Origin of the sequence: Bacillus sp. AFS002410 (assembly GCF_002556365.1) — a bacterium.
Taxonomy (GTDB): domain Bacteria; phylum Bacillota; class Bacilli; order Bacillales; family Bacillaceae_G; genus Gottfriedia.
Window position 1 is genome coordinate 64,023 of the sequence record NZ_NUEU01000099.1, and the last position, 15,634, is coordinate 79,656.

Consider the following 15,634-nt stretch of genomic DNA (forward strand, 5'->3'; position numbering starts at 1 on the left):
TTATTTAATTCATTTTATCAAAAAGAGGAGAAACTCACTATTGTAATGCTTTCACGAATTGCTCAAAATCATTTGCATTTGATTCCGCTACATTGTGAGTTAACTCTTCAGATTGACGAGTAAAAAGGTGAAATTTCTCAACTATGATTTCAGTCACATAAATAGGTCTTTCAGATTCCTTTACATAACTTGAAGTTTTAATAATTCCTTCAATTGAGACTTCCATACCTTTTTTTGCTTTTTTAGTAGCATATTCGGCAATAGGACCCCATAATTTTACTGATACATAATTCGTTCTTGTTTTTTTCAGATAGTCTGAATAAACATTTGTAGCAATATTAATAAAAGTTGTTTTTCTACCATTCGCTGTTGTTTGTAAAACCGGTTCTTTCGTTAATCTACCTACTAATACAACATTATTAATCATTATTACCATCTCCTTTATTTTTTTCTACAATACAAAATATTTGTACGTTCGTAAAAAAAGGAAAATAGTATTTTCAATTACTTTTTCATGTAAAGAATTCAATAAATATTATATAGATATTGAATATTAGTTCAGATTTATTGCTAAATACTTAAAATTAATACTTTACTTTAAACTTTCAACAAGATCACTTAAAACTGACCAACGTTCCATTTTTTCCTCTAATAAGCCTTCTTTGTCTTCAATCTGTTTAGAAAGTTTAAATGCTTCATCAAAATCAGAGCCGACTGCTTGTAAGTCTTCATTTAGTTTTTCAATTTCACTCTCCAGCTTCTCGATAACTGACTCAATATTTTCCCACTCTTTTTGTTCTTGATAACTTAATCGTTTCTTCTTTTGCTCTTTTTGATAAACTGGCTTTTCAACCGCTACTTTTTCTAATTCGACTTCACGCTTTTCGACTGATTGACGTTCTAAATATTCTGTATAACTTTCTAAAGTAGTTGATACTTTTCCTTCACCTTCAAAGATTAATAATTTATTTGTAACCTTATCTAAGAAATAGCGATCATGTGATACTGTCACGACTACGCCACTAAAATTCTCAATATAATCCTCTAAAACCGTTAAAGTATCAATATCTAAATCATTTGTTGGCTCATCTAGTAATAGTAAGTTTGGAGCAGTCATTAATAACTTTAATAAGTAGAGTCTTCTTTTCTCACCGCCTGAAAGCTTACCTAATTGAACACCGTGTGATTGAGTTGGGAATAAGAATGTTTCAAGCATTTGAGAAGCTGAAATTGTTTTTCCATCTGGTGTATGGATGATTTCTGCTTCTTCCTTAATATAATCAATCATTCTCATAGTTGGATTCATTATTTCTTGTATTTGTGTATAGTACGCTACTTTTACTGTTTGCCCAACTTCAATTTCACCTGAATCAACTTGTTCATCTCCAACTAGCATTTTTAACAAAGTTGTCTTACCAGCTCCGTTTTCACCAATAATGCCAATTCGATCAGTTTGAAGTAAAAGTAAATTAAAATTATCTAAAATTTTCTTTTCATTAAATGCTTTACTCACTTCTTTAAACTCAACAACTTTTTTTCCTAAACGAGTTTGTTGAAAATTCATTTCCATTTCAGCTTTTTCTTGGTTATTCAATTTACCTGAAAGATCTTCAAAGCGCTGAATACGAGCTTTTTGCTTTGTCGTTCGAGCTTTTGCACCTCTACGCATCCAAGCTAATTCTCTTCTAAATAAGTTGTTTCTTTTTTCATTTGTAGCTGCTTCTTGCTCTTCTCGAGAAGCTCTTTGTTCAATATAATACTGATAGTTACCTTCGTATCGATAGATATTACCATTTGATAGTTCTAATAATGCAGTAGTAACTTCATCTAAGAAATAACGATCATGTGTTACGAATAGTACTGCATTTTGAAGTCTTTTTATGTACTCTTGTAAAAATACTATACATTCATAGTCCAAATGGTTGGTAGGCTCATCTAAAATTAATAAATCACACGGATGAATTAATGCTTTTGCTAAAGCTACCCTTTTTTTCTGACCACCAGAAAGTAGAGTTACATCTAAGTTTAAATTTGATAAGCCTAACTTAGTTAAAATGGTTTTAGCATTAGCTTCTATATCCCACCCATTTAATGAATCCATATCAGCTTGTAATTTTAATAACTCATTTTGTAATCCTTGGTTAGCTGGATCTACTTGAAGAGCTTGTAATGTTTTCTCATAAGATTTTACTAAAACCATTACTTTGTCTTCGCTCTCAAAAACTGCTTCAAGAATCGTTTGTTTTTTATCAAAATCTTCATGCTGTGGCAAATAACTGATTACATAATCCTTTGGAGTAATGATTTTGCCATCATCTGCAGCTTCTTCACCTGCTATGATCTTTAATAAGCTTGATTTACCTGTTCCGTTTATACCTAATAATCCAATTTTTTGCCCTTCACTTACGGTGAATGAAATTTTATTAAATAAACTTTTTTCTCCATACGTTTTAATTAAATTTTCTACACTTAAAATCTTCATATTTTAAAATTCCACTCTTTCATAAATTCGTCAATGAATTTTTCTACAAATTGATGTCTTTCTTCGGCTAACTCTAGCGCTGCCTCTGTATTCATTAAATCTTTAAGTTTCAGTATTTTTTCATAGAAATGATGCATTGATGAACTTTGATCACTTCTATATTCTTCGATTGTCATGTTCTCTCTTATTTTAAATTCAGGGTTGAACATACTTCTGCTTTTTTTCCCACCGTACGCAAAAGTTCTAGCTATCCCTATTGCACCAATTGCATCCAAACGATCTGCATCTTGTACAATTTTCCCTTCAATTGATGTAGGAATAATTCCATTTCCACCTTTATACGAAATATTTTCAACTATGTACATTATTTCATTTACATCTTTACTATTTAATCGGTCATTTAGAAAAGATTCTAACTGGGCTTTTTGTGCTTCAAGATTGTCATGTAATTTATCATCAATCACATCATGTACTAATGCAGCACACTCTACAATAAATTGATTTGCATTTTCTTTTCGCGCAATATGGACAGCTAAGTTTCTAACACGGTCAATATGATACCAATCATGCCCACTACTATCACCTTGATGAAGATTTCGGACATAGTTTTCTATTTGTATAATAATTTCTTGCTGATTCATACTACTTACCCCCATAGATTGACTAGTGATATTATATCATTTTTTGTCGGTAAAACATTAATAGAGTACGTTTAGATATAAAAATAGGATCTGCTTGTTTTTGAACTATAAAAAGGTTGCCGATTTAGACAACCTTTAGGACTCTTATTTAACTCTGTCATGCGTTAGCCAGAAAGGTAAAAACAAGAAACTGACTCAAAATAGTCGATTTTAAACGACCTTTTGAGTCAGCCTCTTGTTATAGGTCATTTTCCCCAACCACTTGATTTTTTCCGTTTTGTTTTCCTTTATACATCGCTTGGTCCGCTCTGTCAATGCATTCTTTCACACTTCTCTTTGGATTATAGACGGAGACGCCAAATGTAATTGTGACAGGAATGACTTTTCCTTCTATTTCATATGAATGAGAGGCAATGTTTTGTCGTAATCGTTCTGCCATGTCGAGCGCATGTTCGTACCCTGTATGAGCAAGAATTAAAATGAATTCTTCCCCGCCCCATCTTCCAATGGCATCATGGACGCGAATTGAATGGCCAATTACATTTGCGCTTTCTTTTAGTACAAAGTCGCCAATGGAGTGGCCGTAACAGTCGTTAATTTGTTTAAATGAGTCGATATCAAACAAGATAAATGAAAGGTCTTGCTGTTCGTTTTTGTTCACTTCCAATTGAATTCGCTGTTCAATTCCTCTTCGGTTGAATACGCCTGTTAAACTATCTTTTATCGATAAGGCGTGTAATTCAGAATTATCATCCGCTAATTCATTGACGAGCGCTTTTAGTTTATTTTCGGCTAGTTTACGTTTTTCAGCAATCCAGAAAATCCATAGGACAAGTGTCGTAAATAACACGACAATTCCCAATTTCACACTGATTTGATGGATTTTTTCACGTTGTGTCAAGACGTAATAAAATGTCCAATCTGTACCAGGTACGTCTTTTTTGATCACCTGTACACCGTGAATTGTTTTGAGCTGATTACTTGGCACTTTTTGAACTAATTGTTTGAATACTTTTGGATGAAACGAATCCAACTGGCTGATGTTTGATAGTTTGTTTTGTGACAAGAATGATGAAACAGATGAAGCAATCACGTCACCTTTCCCATCAGCTAAGATGCTGCTGTACTCTTCTGATAACTGTTTGCTGAGCATTTGAAACGTTAAGTCGATACTGATCGTTCCAATATAAAGACCATTTGCGTCAACAGGAGCACAAACTGTCACCATCATTCCTTTTCCAGCACGATCTAAATAAGGTCTACTCCAATAGACACTTCGATTTGGATTTTCTTTGATTGTGCCCATTTTGAATGTTTCACCTTTTAAGGAATCTTTTGAAAAGGTATAGTCGCTAGATGGGACAAATGGATATAGGTTCATAAATCCACTTGCGCTTGTATAATATATCCACGCGATATTTGGAAATGAGTGATACGCTTCCGCGAAATAAGGGTTTAATTCTTCTGCAAGTTCAAGTTCTCTTTTTTTGGTTGATGGTTTGTCAATTGAACCGATTCCGGTGATATTTCCTTTTTCCGTTTGAAATGCTCCAATGGTATCCGCTGAAAACGTGTTAGTTTTCTGATTAGTTGTTAAGTAGCTGATGTCGACAGGCTTTTTCGTTCCGTATTCGAGTGTATTTTTTGAAAACAAACTCAGCATATTGACATACGCTGCACTATCTTTTGTATATAAGCTGATTTTTAAGAAGTCATTTTGAAAGCTGTTGGTAAATCGTGTTTGATCGGATTTGATAAAATAGATGAAGGATAAACCGACAAACACCATTGCAATTAGCATGACAAGAATCATTCGTAGTGTTTTCATTCTTCCTCCCATTCGTTCATCCAATCTTATTTTTTAACACGTTCGTTATCTCAATAGCTGGTAATGGACGGCTAAAATAATATCCTTGTGCATATTGGCAGTTTTGACGTTTTAAAAATTCCCCTTGTTCTTTTGTTTCAACGCCTTCTGCGACGATATTGTAACCGAGTGTGTTGCCGAGTTCGATAATTGCCTTGACGATTGCTTCTGCATTTGTTTCAGTTTCGATTTCATCAATGAACGATTTGTCAATTTTTAATTTGTCAATTGGGAACTGGCGTAAATAACTAAACGATGAATACCCTGTTCCGAAATCATCCATTGATAAACTAACACCTAAGGCTTTTAATTCGTTCATTATGAGAATCGATTCTTCTGCATCTTGTGTGACGCTTTCGGTAATTTCTAGGTCTAGGTAGTGTGGTGCTAAATTTGTCTCCTTTAAAACTTGTTCAACCGTTTTGGCAAAGATTCTATCTTTAAACTGTACGCCTGACACATTGACCGCTACGCTCTTTAACGCATGTCCTTCGCTTAACCAACTGTTGAATTGACGACAGGCAGTCTCGAGTACCCATTTTCCTACCTGTGTAATCAGACCGCTTTCTTCCGCGATTGGAATGAATTCCAACGGTGAGATAAAACCTAGCGTTGGGTGAATCCAACGAATTAAAGCTTCTGCCCCAATGATTTCATGTGTAATTAAATCAATTTGAGGTTGATAATGTAACATAAATTCGTTGTTTTCTAACCCTTTTCTGATCCCCATCTCAAGTTCCATTTTTCGATCGTTTGCTGTTTTGATGTCGTTTGAATAAAATGTGTAATGATTTTTCCCGTTTGCTTTCGCAGTATACAGTGCGGTATCTGCTTGTTGAATTAGTGCTTCAACGGTGTCGCCATCTGTTGGAAACACACTAATTCCGATACTCACCGTAAGATAAAGTACGCGTTCGTCTAGCGAGAAAGGTTTATCAAACGCTTTAATCAGTTTGTTGGCAAATGATTCAGCTTTCGTTTCGTCTGCCTGATTGTGAATGACAACGTAACCATCCGCACCTACTCGATATAAATGGCAACAATCACAGGCGTTTTCTTTGATCCTTTCACTCACCTTTTGGAGGATCATATCACCAAACGTATGCCCAAACGTATCATTGATCGTTTTGAAACGATCTAAATCGACAAAGTATACAATCAATGATTTGTCTTGTTTCGTATGCCTCGTTATGGATTTATCTAAATCTTTGTACAATGCATTTCGATTTCCAAGACCTGTTAGCGTATCGGTATACGCGATGGTTTCTAGTTGCTTTGCTGCTTCTTTTCGTTCGGTCACATCACGCATGATCACTTGGAAGACTGCTTCATCGTTGTAGGTTGTTTGAAAGGATAAAATTTCGGCAACAATTTGTTTACCATCTAAACGATTGACAAAGTATTCGTTAATGACGGGTTTTCCACCCTGAATGATTTCAGCTAATCGTTCTTTTACTTTTTCTGCCGATTCAGGTGCGATCAAATTCATGACATTCATTCCAATTACTTCCTCAAACGACTTTGCCCCTACTTGTTCGATACCTGCTCGGTTAATATAGACCACTTCACCCTTCTTATTGTAAATCAGGGTAGTTTCAGGTGAATGTTCAACGAGTTTTTGGTATCGCTCTTCAGTTTCGATTTGCTTTTTGAGAGCGATTGTTTTTTCCGTAATGTCTTGTGAAATGTAAGCAAACTGTTTTACCTGACCAAAATCATCTAAGATTGGAATGCATTTGCTTTCTAATAAAACGATGTTGCCTTCTTTATGTTTGAACGGGATTACGAATGTGTCTTCTGTTGCGGTTTCGTCTCGTAATTTAAATCTTTTTTTCATGTCATCGACGACCGATTCCTTTAAAAAGTGAAAGATACTTTCTCCTTTGTATTCGTCTACTTTGTAACCGAATACCGATTCGACAGATGGCGATGCATAGTCAATATTTCCTTTTAAATCAATCACCACTACAATGTCAGAAGAATGATCTATAAACAAACGAAATCGTTCCTCGATTTTCTTTGACGCTTGATTCTTTTTCATGAGGTATATTAGAAAAAAGATTGCGCTCAGGGTATTAAAAATGATCCGCTTAAGGATAAAGTATTTTTGAATGCCTCCAAAATAATTTCGAATAATCGGGTCCGTTAAATAAATCCAGAGAATACTAAAGCAGAGATAACCAACCATGATTGCCCAAATTCGTTTAGTTTGTGGTGTTAGCATCGTATTCCCACCTTTATTTGTTTTGTTCAAAATCTCAATGGAGAGTTAGTTTAGTTCAACAATAATTATATTGTACTTAAAATTGAATGCAAATTGTATACAACAAATTTTGGTAAGTGATGTAGGTACACCTAATTTCACAAAAAAAGCACGTCACTTGATGTGAAATGCTTTAGGGATTTTAATACAAGTAAACGGTAATTTAATAAAAAAATTATCTGCTTTCACAAACATGAAAACTTCTGATTTTATTCACATTTACCCTTCGATTTTTCTTAACATTTGCCAATTTATTTTTTCTTACAATGTAAAAAAAACCTTCATTTCAAATGAAGGTTTAAATGTATTGGCAAAATCCAATATAATCTACTTAAATTTTTTCACAAGTTTAAGCTTTCAATAATTTTTCAATTGTCGGTCTTAGCTCTTGAGGATTTGTTTGTGGTGCAAAGCGTTCGATTACTTCACCGTTTTTATCAATAATAAATTTTGTAAAGTTCCATTTAATTGATTTTAATCCCATAATGCCTGGAGCTTCTGAACTTAAATATTTAAATAATGGATCTGCTTTATCTCCATTTACGTCAATTTTACTAAAAACAGGGAATGATACACCATAATTTAATTCGCAAAAACTTTGAATTTCTTCGTTTGAACCTGGTTCTTGATTCATAAATTGATTACATGGAAAACCTAGAATAACTAAACCTTGTTCTTTATATTCTTCATATAATGCTTGTAAATCTTTATATTGAGGAGTATATCCACAAGCACTTGCAGTATTTACAACAATAATGACTTGATCTTTATAATCAGAAAGTGCTACCGTTTCGCCTTTACTATCTTTTACTTGAAAATCATAAACACCCATTTTACATTCCTCCTGCTTCCATATAATTTTATAGTAAGTATTTTCCATGAAAAAGTCTAATCTTAAATACTATATTTTGAAAAAATTCTTCAATCGTATTAGAATTAATATGATCGTTAAATTAAACCAAATTATTTCTTCACCTTTTTAGAAAAGAACGGAGGTAAGAGTATGCAAGATTTAGGATTTAATACATATTTAATTGATTTATATGATTTATCATTTCCGGAACGAACAGGTTGCTATGTTATTTTAGATGAAGATATTACAATCATTGAAACTAGTGCAACTCCTTCTCATGAGCATTTAGTGGCAGGGTTAAAAGAGTTACAAATTTCATTTGACAAGATTAAAAATGTAATCGTGACACATATTCATTTGGATCACTCAGGTGGCGCTGGTGTATTGATGGAAAAATGCCCTAATGCAACGCTTTATGTACATCCTAAAGGTGCAAGACATTTGGAAGATCCAACAAAATTAATTGCAAGTGCAAAACAAGTATATGGAGAAGATTTTGATCGATTTTTTAATCCAATTCTTCCAATTAAATCTTCTCAAATTTATCAAGTAGAGGATGGCGAGGAGCTTGTTATTGGTAATAACCGTAAACTAACATTTTTATTTACTCCTGGTCATGCTAATCACCATATTTCAATTTTTGATTCTACTAGTAAATTTATGTATACAGGTGACACATTAGGGATCTATTATCCACAACTTCAACAGGAAATTGGTACTTTTATTTTACCATCAACGTCTCCTAATCAGTTTTCATATGAAGCAACACTTAATTCATCTAGAAAAATTCAAGCATTTAAACCGGAAGCTATTTGCTTCGGTCATTATGGATTAACTAGAGATACAAAATTCGTTTATGAGTCTTTAAAAGTATATTTAGATCGTTTTATAGACCTAACTACATCTAAGATTGAAGAAAATAAAGAAAAACCTTTTTATGAGAAAAGTAAGATTTTATCGGATTCATTATTTAAAGAAGTAAAACAAGATCTTCAAAATAAAAATATAAATGAGAGTCATCCTGTTTTCCAGATCATAAAACTGGATCTAGAAGTTTCAGCTATGGGATTAGTACTAGCAATGGATGGAAATGCATAAATGAAAAAAAACTTTTCAACCAATAATTTTTCCTATTTAAAGAAAGAGGTATGTGGCTGATTTCCACTACATAAAAAAAAAGAAGCATACAATAAAGCAACTTAACAATCCTCTTCACTTAGAGAAAAGTAGAAACTAAATACTCGGTTATTTTTCTAATATTGATAAATCGTTTACATAAAGGCCAATAGTTGAAGTTCTTCTTCAAACGATTAACATCTCAATATTCTACATTCTGGATAATATCCATTACTAAAGCATGTTTGCATTGCCAAAATAAAAACCGATTAAAACAATTAAATAACGTCACATTAAAAGAAATTTAATATCAAATAGATCGCTTTGTAACATATTAACTATTGTCTATTTTATATTTCAATACACTAAAAAAACTTCAGCTAAAAGGCTGAAGTTTTTTATTTATTTTTTAAATTTTTTCACTGGTTTCTTTTTACTTGAATCAGCTTTTTTAATTGGATTTGAAGTAGGTTTCGTTCTTTTTTCGTCAGTTGAGTTCTCTTTCATTACGTATTTTTGTACTTCACCATGCGATACCATTAGTTGTTCAAAATACAATTTTTGAGTTCCTCTTAGGGTAAATAAATGCTTTTTCTCACGAGGTGTTGTTAAGTTAATAACAGTACCTTGTTTACCCATTCTTCCGACACGACCACTTCGATGAGTATACTGTTCAACTTTTTCTGGCACATCTAGAGTAATGACGTATGGTAAATTTTGTAAATCAATACCACGCGCTGCTACATCTGTTGAAAATAGTAAAGTAATTTTACCAGTTTGAAGGTCTTTTAAAACTCGGCTTCTTTCCATTTTCCCTAGTTTCGAATGAAGAACCGCTGTTTTAACTCCTCTAAAGTTTAATTTAGATGCGAAACCTTCAAGTTTAAATGGCTCATTACTAAATACAAGTGCTTTCATATTTTGAACAGAACCAATTCTTCTAAGTAGTTCTAATTTTTCTCTTTCTTCACATGGAATAAAGCCATGGATGATATTACCCTCTAAGCTTTGTTCAATCGATATTTCTTTTAAATTTGAACTTGTTTCCTTTGCAAATTTCATTGCCGCAGGAGTGATTGTTGCAGATAAAAATAACAGCTGGCGATCTTTCATTGTAGCTTTGACGATTTGTGGTAAGTCTTTTTGATCATCCGTTTTAATTAATTCATCTACTTCATCAAATACGATTGTTTTAACACAATGCATTTTTAATTTTTTTTGTTTAATTAATTGAGAAATTCGTCCAGGTGAACCAACAATAATTCTTGGTTTTTGTTTTAATTTTTCGATTTGACGTTTAACGTCTGCTCCTCCAACTATAGAAGCGGTCTTAATATTTGTATTTTGTGTATAGTCTTGTACAACTTGAAAAATTTGCATAACAAGCTCACGGGTCGGGGCCATTATTACAACCTGTGGGCTTTCTTCTTTTTCATCGATTTTATTAATCAACGGTAAAACATACGCAAGCGTCTTACCAGTACCAGTCGGAGATTGTGCGATCACATCATTTCCCTCTAAAATAGCTGGGATGGCTTCCTCTTGAACTGCTGTCCATTTCGTAATATTATTTGCTTTTATTTTTAGTATTGTTTGTTCTAGTAATTGAAAATGTTCCATTTAAATCTCCTTTAATGTTTGCTCATCGTACCATTGTAACATTATTTCTGCTATATGTACCAATTCTTCTATCTTATCAAAGTCATCTTCAGTCATTTTTGCTTTAAATTTTATGTTTACAGATGATTCAATCTTATTTTTGTCTAAAATGGATTGTTTAATGTTATAAAACGGCGTATATTGTTCATTTGTTTTATTTTGAAATAAAAGGAGACTTCTTTGAATAATTTCAATTTCCATTGTTTTAGGTAGGAAAAATTCAAATTCTATAAAACATCCTACATCAGTATTTCCATTGATTAATTCTTTAAATAAATCACTTGCCGTAGTACTCATCGTAATTTTACAACTTGTTGTATAGGACAGCTTACTTAATTTTTTAAATTGGATTGAGAACAATCGATCCATTTTTGAAAGATTAACATAATCATTTCGATCAATTATTTCATATTCTCCATCTAAATCTTTATCATAAATAAGCCCTTCTAATATAACCTTCATATTGTCAAAAGCAGTTGGATCAAACATAAAACTTTCTCCTTTTATTTTAAATTTTACAAACAAAAATAATCCGATAAAATCAACTTGATTTAATTTTATCGGACATAATTTTTAACTTATTATTTCGAATTGACTATTATAAAGATTTGCATAGAAGCCTTCTTTTTCCATTAACTCGTCATGAGTACCTTGTTCAACAATATCTCCGTCCTTCATACAAAGGATTAAATCTGCATTTCGAATCGTCGATAACCGATGGGCAATTACAAAACTTGTTCTTCCCTTCATCAGATTATCCATTGCCTTTTGTATTAAAGCTTCAGTTCTAGTATCAACACTACTCGTTGCTTCATCTAAAATTAATATTTCAGGGTCCGCCAAAATTGCTCGAGCAATTGTTAATAATTGCTTTTGACCTTGTGAAATATTATTCGCTTCTTCGTTTAGTTTCATATTATAGCCGTCCGGTAAAGCACGAATAAAGTGATCAGCTTGAGCAGAAATCGATGCATTTTTAACATCTTCATCACTTGCTTCAAGTTTTCCAAATCGGATATTTTCGGAAATGGTCCCATTAAATAACCATGTATCCTGTAGAACCATTCCAAATAATGATCTTAGTTCATCTCGTTTGTATTTCTTTATGTCATGACCACCAATTGAGATTTCTCCACTATTAACATCATAAAAACGCATTAATAAATTAACGATTGTTGATTTACCTGCTCCAGTTGGTCCAACAATGGCAATTTTCTGCCCAGGTTCGACAATTAAATTAAAATCATGAATAATCGTTTTATCTGGTGTATAACCAAAAGCAACATGATTAAATCGAACTTGGCTGTTGACTTCATTTTCCTTTATTGAAATCGCATTTGTCTCTTCAGGTACTTCTTCTACTTCTTGTAAAAATTCAAATACTCTTTCTGCTGCCGCTGCAGTTTGCTGAAGGATATTTGAAATATTTGCGATTTGTGAGATCGGCTGTGTAAATGATCTTACATATTGAATAAAAGCTTGAATACCACCTACTGTCATTGAGCCGTTCGCTGTAAAATAACCGCCTAATATACAAATAGCAACATAACCGATATTTCCAATAAAAGCTGTAATTGGAATCATCAGACCAGATAGGAAATTAGCTCTCCATGCTGATTTATACAGTTCATCATTATACTGACCAAATGTTTTTGTCGATTCCTCTTCACCACTAAACGCCTTAACTAAAACATGATTACCTAACATTTCTTCTACATGACCATTAACTTTCCCTAAAAATCTTTGCTGGTTAATAAAATGCTTTTGAGACTTTTTAACAATCATCATAACAAAGACCATTGAAAGTGGTAATATACATAGCGCAACTATTGTTAGTTTCCAACTAATTGAAATCATCATAATTGAGATCCCAATTATAGAAGTAATCGATGTAATAATTTGTGTTAAACTTTGGTTTAATGTTTGATTAATTGTATCGACATCATTTGTAATTCTTGAAAGAACTTCACCATGATTAGTCTTATCAAAATAGCTTAAAGGCAATTTATGAACTTTGTCATTTATATCACTTCTTAGCTTAAAAGTTACTTTTGCTGTAACACCGCTCATTACATAACCTTGTAAGTATGCAAAAATAGAACTTAATACATATAATCCGATTAACCACAAACCAATGACACTAATTTTCCCAAAGTCAACATGGCCAGTACCACTGATTTGTTTCATTACGCCAGTAAAAATTTGATCAGTTGCTTTCCCAAGTATTTTTGGACCTAAAATTGTAAAAATAGTTGAAAGAATCGCCAAAATAAATATGAAAAAGATTTTACTTTTATAGACCCCAATATAACTCATCAATTTAGCCATTGAACCTTTAAAGTCTTTAGCTTTTTGACCAGCCATAGGAATATTTCTTCCAAACATTTGTCCAGGCCCACGTCCACCGCTCTGATTTTGAAGAGTATTTTTATTAGAATTGCTCATGCTAATTCCTCCTTGGACAACTGCGATGAAGCAATTTCTAAGTATTCAGGGCAATTTTTTAGTAGTTCTTTATGTGTACCTTTGCCGACAATTTTGCCACTATCTACAACAATAATGTGTTCGGCATTCATAATTGTACTAACTCGTTGAGCAATGACAATCATTGTACTATTACTTATATTTTCATTTAGTGCCTTTCTTAAGGCTAAATCGGTTTTAAAATCAAGTGCTGAGAAACTATCATCAAAAATCAGAATTTCAGGCTTTTTTGCTAAAGCTCGAGCGATTGAAATTCTTTGCTTTTGACCACCTGAAACATTGTCCCCGCCTTGAGAAATCTCGCCATTAAATTGACCTTCTTTTTTAGAAATAAACTCGCTAGCTTGAGCAATTTGAGCAACTCTTTCCATCTCTTCATCTGTAATATTTTTATTTCCATATTTCAAATTCGTAGCAATTGTCCCAGTTAGTAATAGCCCCTTTTGAGGTACATAACCAAGTTTAGATCGTAAATTTTCTTGCTTAATTTCCCGAACATCTACACCATCAATTAAGATTTGTCCTTTCGTTACATCATAAAAGCGTAATATTAAATTAGCGATCGTTGTTTTGCCTGACCCAGTTGGTCCAATAATCGCAGTTGTTTGACCTGGTTTTGCGATAAAAGAAATATCACTTAGCACATCATTCTCTGCGCCTTCATAACGAAAATCAACATTTTTAAACTCAATATATCCATGCTTGTTAGAATCAAAATCCTTTTCGTTTTCCGGGTCGACTATTGATACTTCTGTAGAAAGTACCTCTGATATTCTACTAGCAGAAACAGCTGCTCTAGGTACAAGAATAAACATGATTGAAATCATTAAAAATGCTGTAATAATCTGCATTGAATATTGCATAAATGCCATCATATCACCAACTTGCATATTAGATTTTGCAATTTGATGAGCTCCAACCCAAATAATTAATAAAGATGAACCATTCATAATCAACATCATTGAAGGCATCATTAATGACATAACTCTATTTACAAACAAGTTCGTTTTCGTTAAATCAGTGTTAACTTCTTGGAATCGCTTTTTTTCATGAAAGGAATTCCCAAACGCTCTTATTACCATTAAGCCTGTTAAGTTTTCTCTTGAAACCAAATTTAACTTATCAATCAATTTTTGAATTAATTTAAATCTAGGAATTGCGACTGTCATTATAATCATTATTAAACATAGTAGGACAATAACAGCTAGGGCAATAATCCAACTCATTGAAGCAGACTTATTTATTGCCATAATAATTCCGCCAATTCCCATAATTGGTGCATAACAAATCATTCGAATACCCATCATTAGTAAAGTTTGTATTTGCATCACATCATTTGTGCACCTTGTAATTAGTGATGCAGTTGAGAATTTATCAAACTCTTTGTTTGAAAAGCTCTCAATTTTTTTAAATACGTCTTTACGTAAGTTTCTTGCAACGCCTGATGCAATTCGAGAAGATAGAAAGCTTACTAAAACTGTAGCTAATCCACCAAGTAAAGCAATTGCAATCATGATCAAACCAATTTTAATTATGTATAAGCTTCCAATTTTATGTAAATTCACACCTAATTCAGTATAAAATGCTTTTGTCATCATGATTCCACTTTGGGTTAGTAAGCTTTTATCTGATGAAACTGCCTTTTTATGAGCATTTATTATCGTATTTTGATTCAACTTATCAAACATTGGTTGTAATTGATATAGTTTCGTCAAATCAATTTTAGTTGATTTCCCAGGTGAACTGTTCTTTGTATGTTTGACTTTTCCACTCGACCCTTCCTGTATGATATTGAAAAGTGTCCACGTAGATGCCCCAAATGTACGATCGAGTTTTTTATCAATGTTTTCATTCGTTTCGTTTTTGATATATAAGTTTTTTTCTGCATTTTTGTAAATACTTTTATAGGTTTTACCATCGGAGTTTTTATCTGTTGCAGATTTCAAACTATAATTTTTATATACCATTTCTTTTTCATTTGCTGTCATAAAGGTTGTCATTAGTTTTAAACCTTTTTGACTTATTGCATCTGGAGCAACATGTAATATTCCATTTTGCTGTATTCCATTGTTTACGATTTCAGACATATAGTTAGGTAAGTTCAAATCACACATAGCCTGACCAAATAAAAATAAAATGGCTAATATTAAACTTGTACTAAATGATTTTAAATATTTAGCTAATTTGATCAATTTAGCATCTCCCCCTATTATTTACATTACATAATTACTCATAGTTATAATTTAATACTATATTTTATCTCACTCAT

The 15,634-nt window shown here is 32.6% G+C and carries 11 protein-coding genes; 1 reads left to right on the forward strand and 10 read right to left on the reverse strand.

Translation table 11 applies throughout. From position 1 onward, the window contains the following. Nucleotides 1–37: 37 nt before the first annotated feature. The 6 genes from CN692_RS23960 to CN692_RS23985 form a co-directional block, all read right to left on the reverse strand. A complete protein-coding gene (locus CN692_RS23960; protein WP_172444238.1) occupies nt 38–427 on the reverse strand; it encodes a single-stranded DNA-binding protein in 390 nt (129 codons plus the stop codon). A gap of 165 nt (nt 428–592) precedes the next feature. Further along, nucleotides 593–2,482 carry an ABC-F family ATP-binding cassette domain-containing protein gene (locus CN692_RS23965; RefSeq protein ID WP_098121642.1) on the reverse strand — a complete coding sequence of 630 codons (1,890 nt, stop codon included), beginning with the start codon at nt 2,480–2,482 and terminating at the stop codon, nt 593–595. Next, nucleotides 2,479–3,123, reverse strand: coding sequence for an HD domain-containing protein (locus CN692_RS23970; RefSeq protein WP_098121643.1), 645 nt, complete (start codon nt 3,121–3,123; stop codon nt 2,479–2,481). Before CN692_RS23970 ends, CN692_RS23965 begins: the two co-directional genes overlap by 4 nt. A gap of 238 nt (nt 3,124–3,361) precedes the next feature. Next, the gene (locus tag CN692_RS23975) at nt 3,362–4,951 is read right to left on the reverse strand and encodes a diguanylate cyclase (RefSeq protein ID WP_179874542.1); all 1,590 of its coding nucleotides are present in this window, start codon (nt 4,949–4,951) and stop codon (nt 3,362–3,364) included. Nucleotides 4,952–4,967: 16 nt separating this feature from the next. Then, the gene (locus CN692_RS23980; protein WP_098121645.1) at nt 4,968–7,214 is read right to left on the reverse strand and encodes a bifunctional diguanylate cyclase/phosphodiesterase; all 2,247 of its coding nucleotides are present in this window, start codon (nt 7,212–7,214) and stop codon (nt 4,968–4,970) included. A gap of 388 nt (nt 7,215–7,602) precedes the next feature. Next, nucleotides 7,603–8,085, reverse strand: a complete 483-nt coding sequence (locus CN692_RS23985) for a glutathione peroxidase (RefSeq protein ID WP_098121646.1) — start codon at nt 8,083–8,085, stop codon at nt 7,603–7,605. A 171-nt stretch (nt 8,086–8,256) separates the two neighbouring features. Here CN692_RS23985 and CN692_RS23990 point away from each other — a divergent pair, with 171 nt between their 5' ends. Then, the gene (locus CN692_RS23990; protein ID WP_098121647.1) at nt 8,257–9,204 is read left to right on the forward strand and encodes an MBL fold metallo-hydrolase; all 948 of its coding nucleotides are present in this window, start codon (nt 8,257–8,259) and stop codon (nt 9,202–9,204) included. Between the two features lie 420 nt (nt 9,205–9,624). Here CN692_RS23990 and CN692_RS23995 read toward each other — a convergent pair whose 3' ends face one another. From CN692_RS23995 to CN692_RS24010, 4 genes are all read right to left on the reverse strand, one after another. Continuing rightward, complete coding sequence (locus CN692_RS23995; protein WP_098121648.1) at nt 9,625–10,842, reverse strand: DEAD/DEAH box helicase; 1,218 nt, start codon at nt 10,840–10,842, stop codon at nt 9,625–9,627. Continuing rightward, nucleotides 10,843–11,370, reverse strand: coding sequence for a hypothetical protein (locus tag CN692_RS24000; protein WP_098121649.1), 528 nt, complete (start codon nt 11,368–11,370; stop codon nt 10,843–10,845). It abuts the gene before it with no gap. Nucleotides 11,371–11,454: 84 nt separating this feature from the next. Continuing rightward, the gene (locus CN692_RS24005) at nt 11,455–13,326 is read right to left on the reverse strand and encodes an ABC transporter ATP-binding protein (protein ID WP_098121650.1); all 1,872 of its coding nucleotides are present in this window, start codon (nt 13,324–13,326) and stop codon (nt 11,455–11,457) included. Next, nucleotides 13,323–15,557 carry an ABC transporter ATP-binding protein gene (locus CN692_RS24010; RefSeq protein WP_098121651.1) on the reverse strand — a complete coding sequence of 745 codons (2,235 nt, stop codon included), beginning with the start codon at nt 15,555–15,557 and terminating at the stop codon, nt 13,323–13,325. Before CN692_RS24010 ends, CN692_RS24005 begins: the two co-directional genes overlap by 4 nt. Nucleotides 15,558–15,634 lie beyond the last annotated feature (77 nt).

What these genes read in the sequence shown, in the direction of transcription:
- CN692_RS23960 (WP_172444238.1), bottom strand. Translation starts at nt 427, where the DNA reads ATGATTAATAATGTTGTATTAGTAGGTAGATTAACGAAAGAACCGGTT.
- CN692_RS23965 (WP_098121642.1), bottom strand. Translation starts at nt 2,482, where the DNA reads ATGAAGATTTTAAGTGTAGAAAATTTAATTAAAACGTATGGAGAAAAA.
- CN692_RS23970 (WP_098121643.1), bottom strand. Translation starts at nt 3,123, where the DNA reads ATGAATCAGCAAGAAATTATTATACAAATAGAAAACTATGTCCGAAAT.
- CN692_RS23975 (WP_179874542.1), bottom strand. Translation starts at nt 4,951, where the DNA reads ATGAAAACACTACGAATGATTCTTGTCATGCTAATTGCAATGGTGTTT.
- CN692_RS23980 (WP_098121645.1), bottom strand. Translation starts at nt 7,214, where the DNA reads ATGCTAACACCACAAACTAAACGAATTTGGGCAATCATGGTTGGTTAT.
- CN692_RS23985 (WP_098121646.1), bottom strand. Translation starts at nt 8,085, where the DNA reads ATGGGTGTTTATGATTTTCAAGTAAAAGATAGTAAAGGCGAAACGGTA.
- CN692_RS23990 (WP_098121647.1), top strand. Translation starts at nt 8,257, where the DNA reads ATGCAAGATTTAGGATTTAATACATATTTAATTGATTTATATGATTTA.
- CN692_RS23995 (WP_098121648.1), bottom strand. Translation starts at nt 10,842, where the DNA reads ATGGAACATTTTCAATTACTAGAACAAACAATACTAAAAATAAAAGCA.
- CN692_RS24000 (WP_098121649.1), bottom strand. Translation starts at nt 11,370, where the DNA reads ATGTTTGATCCAACTGCTTTTGACAATATGAAGGTTATATTAGAAGGG.
- CN692_RS24005 (WP_098121650.1), bottom strand. Translation starts at nt 13,326, where the DNA reads ATGAGCAATTCTAATAAAAATACTCTTCAAAATCAGAGCGGTGGACGT.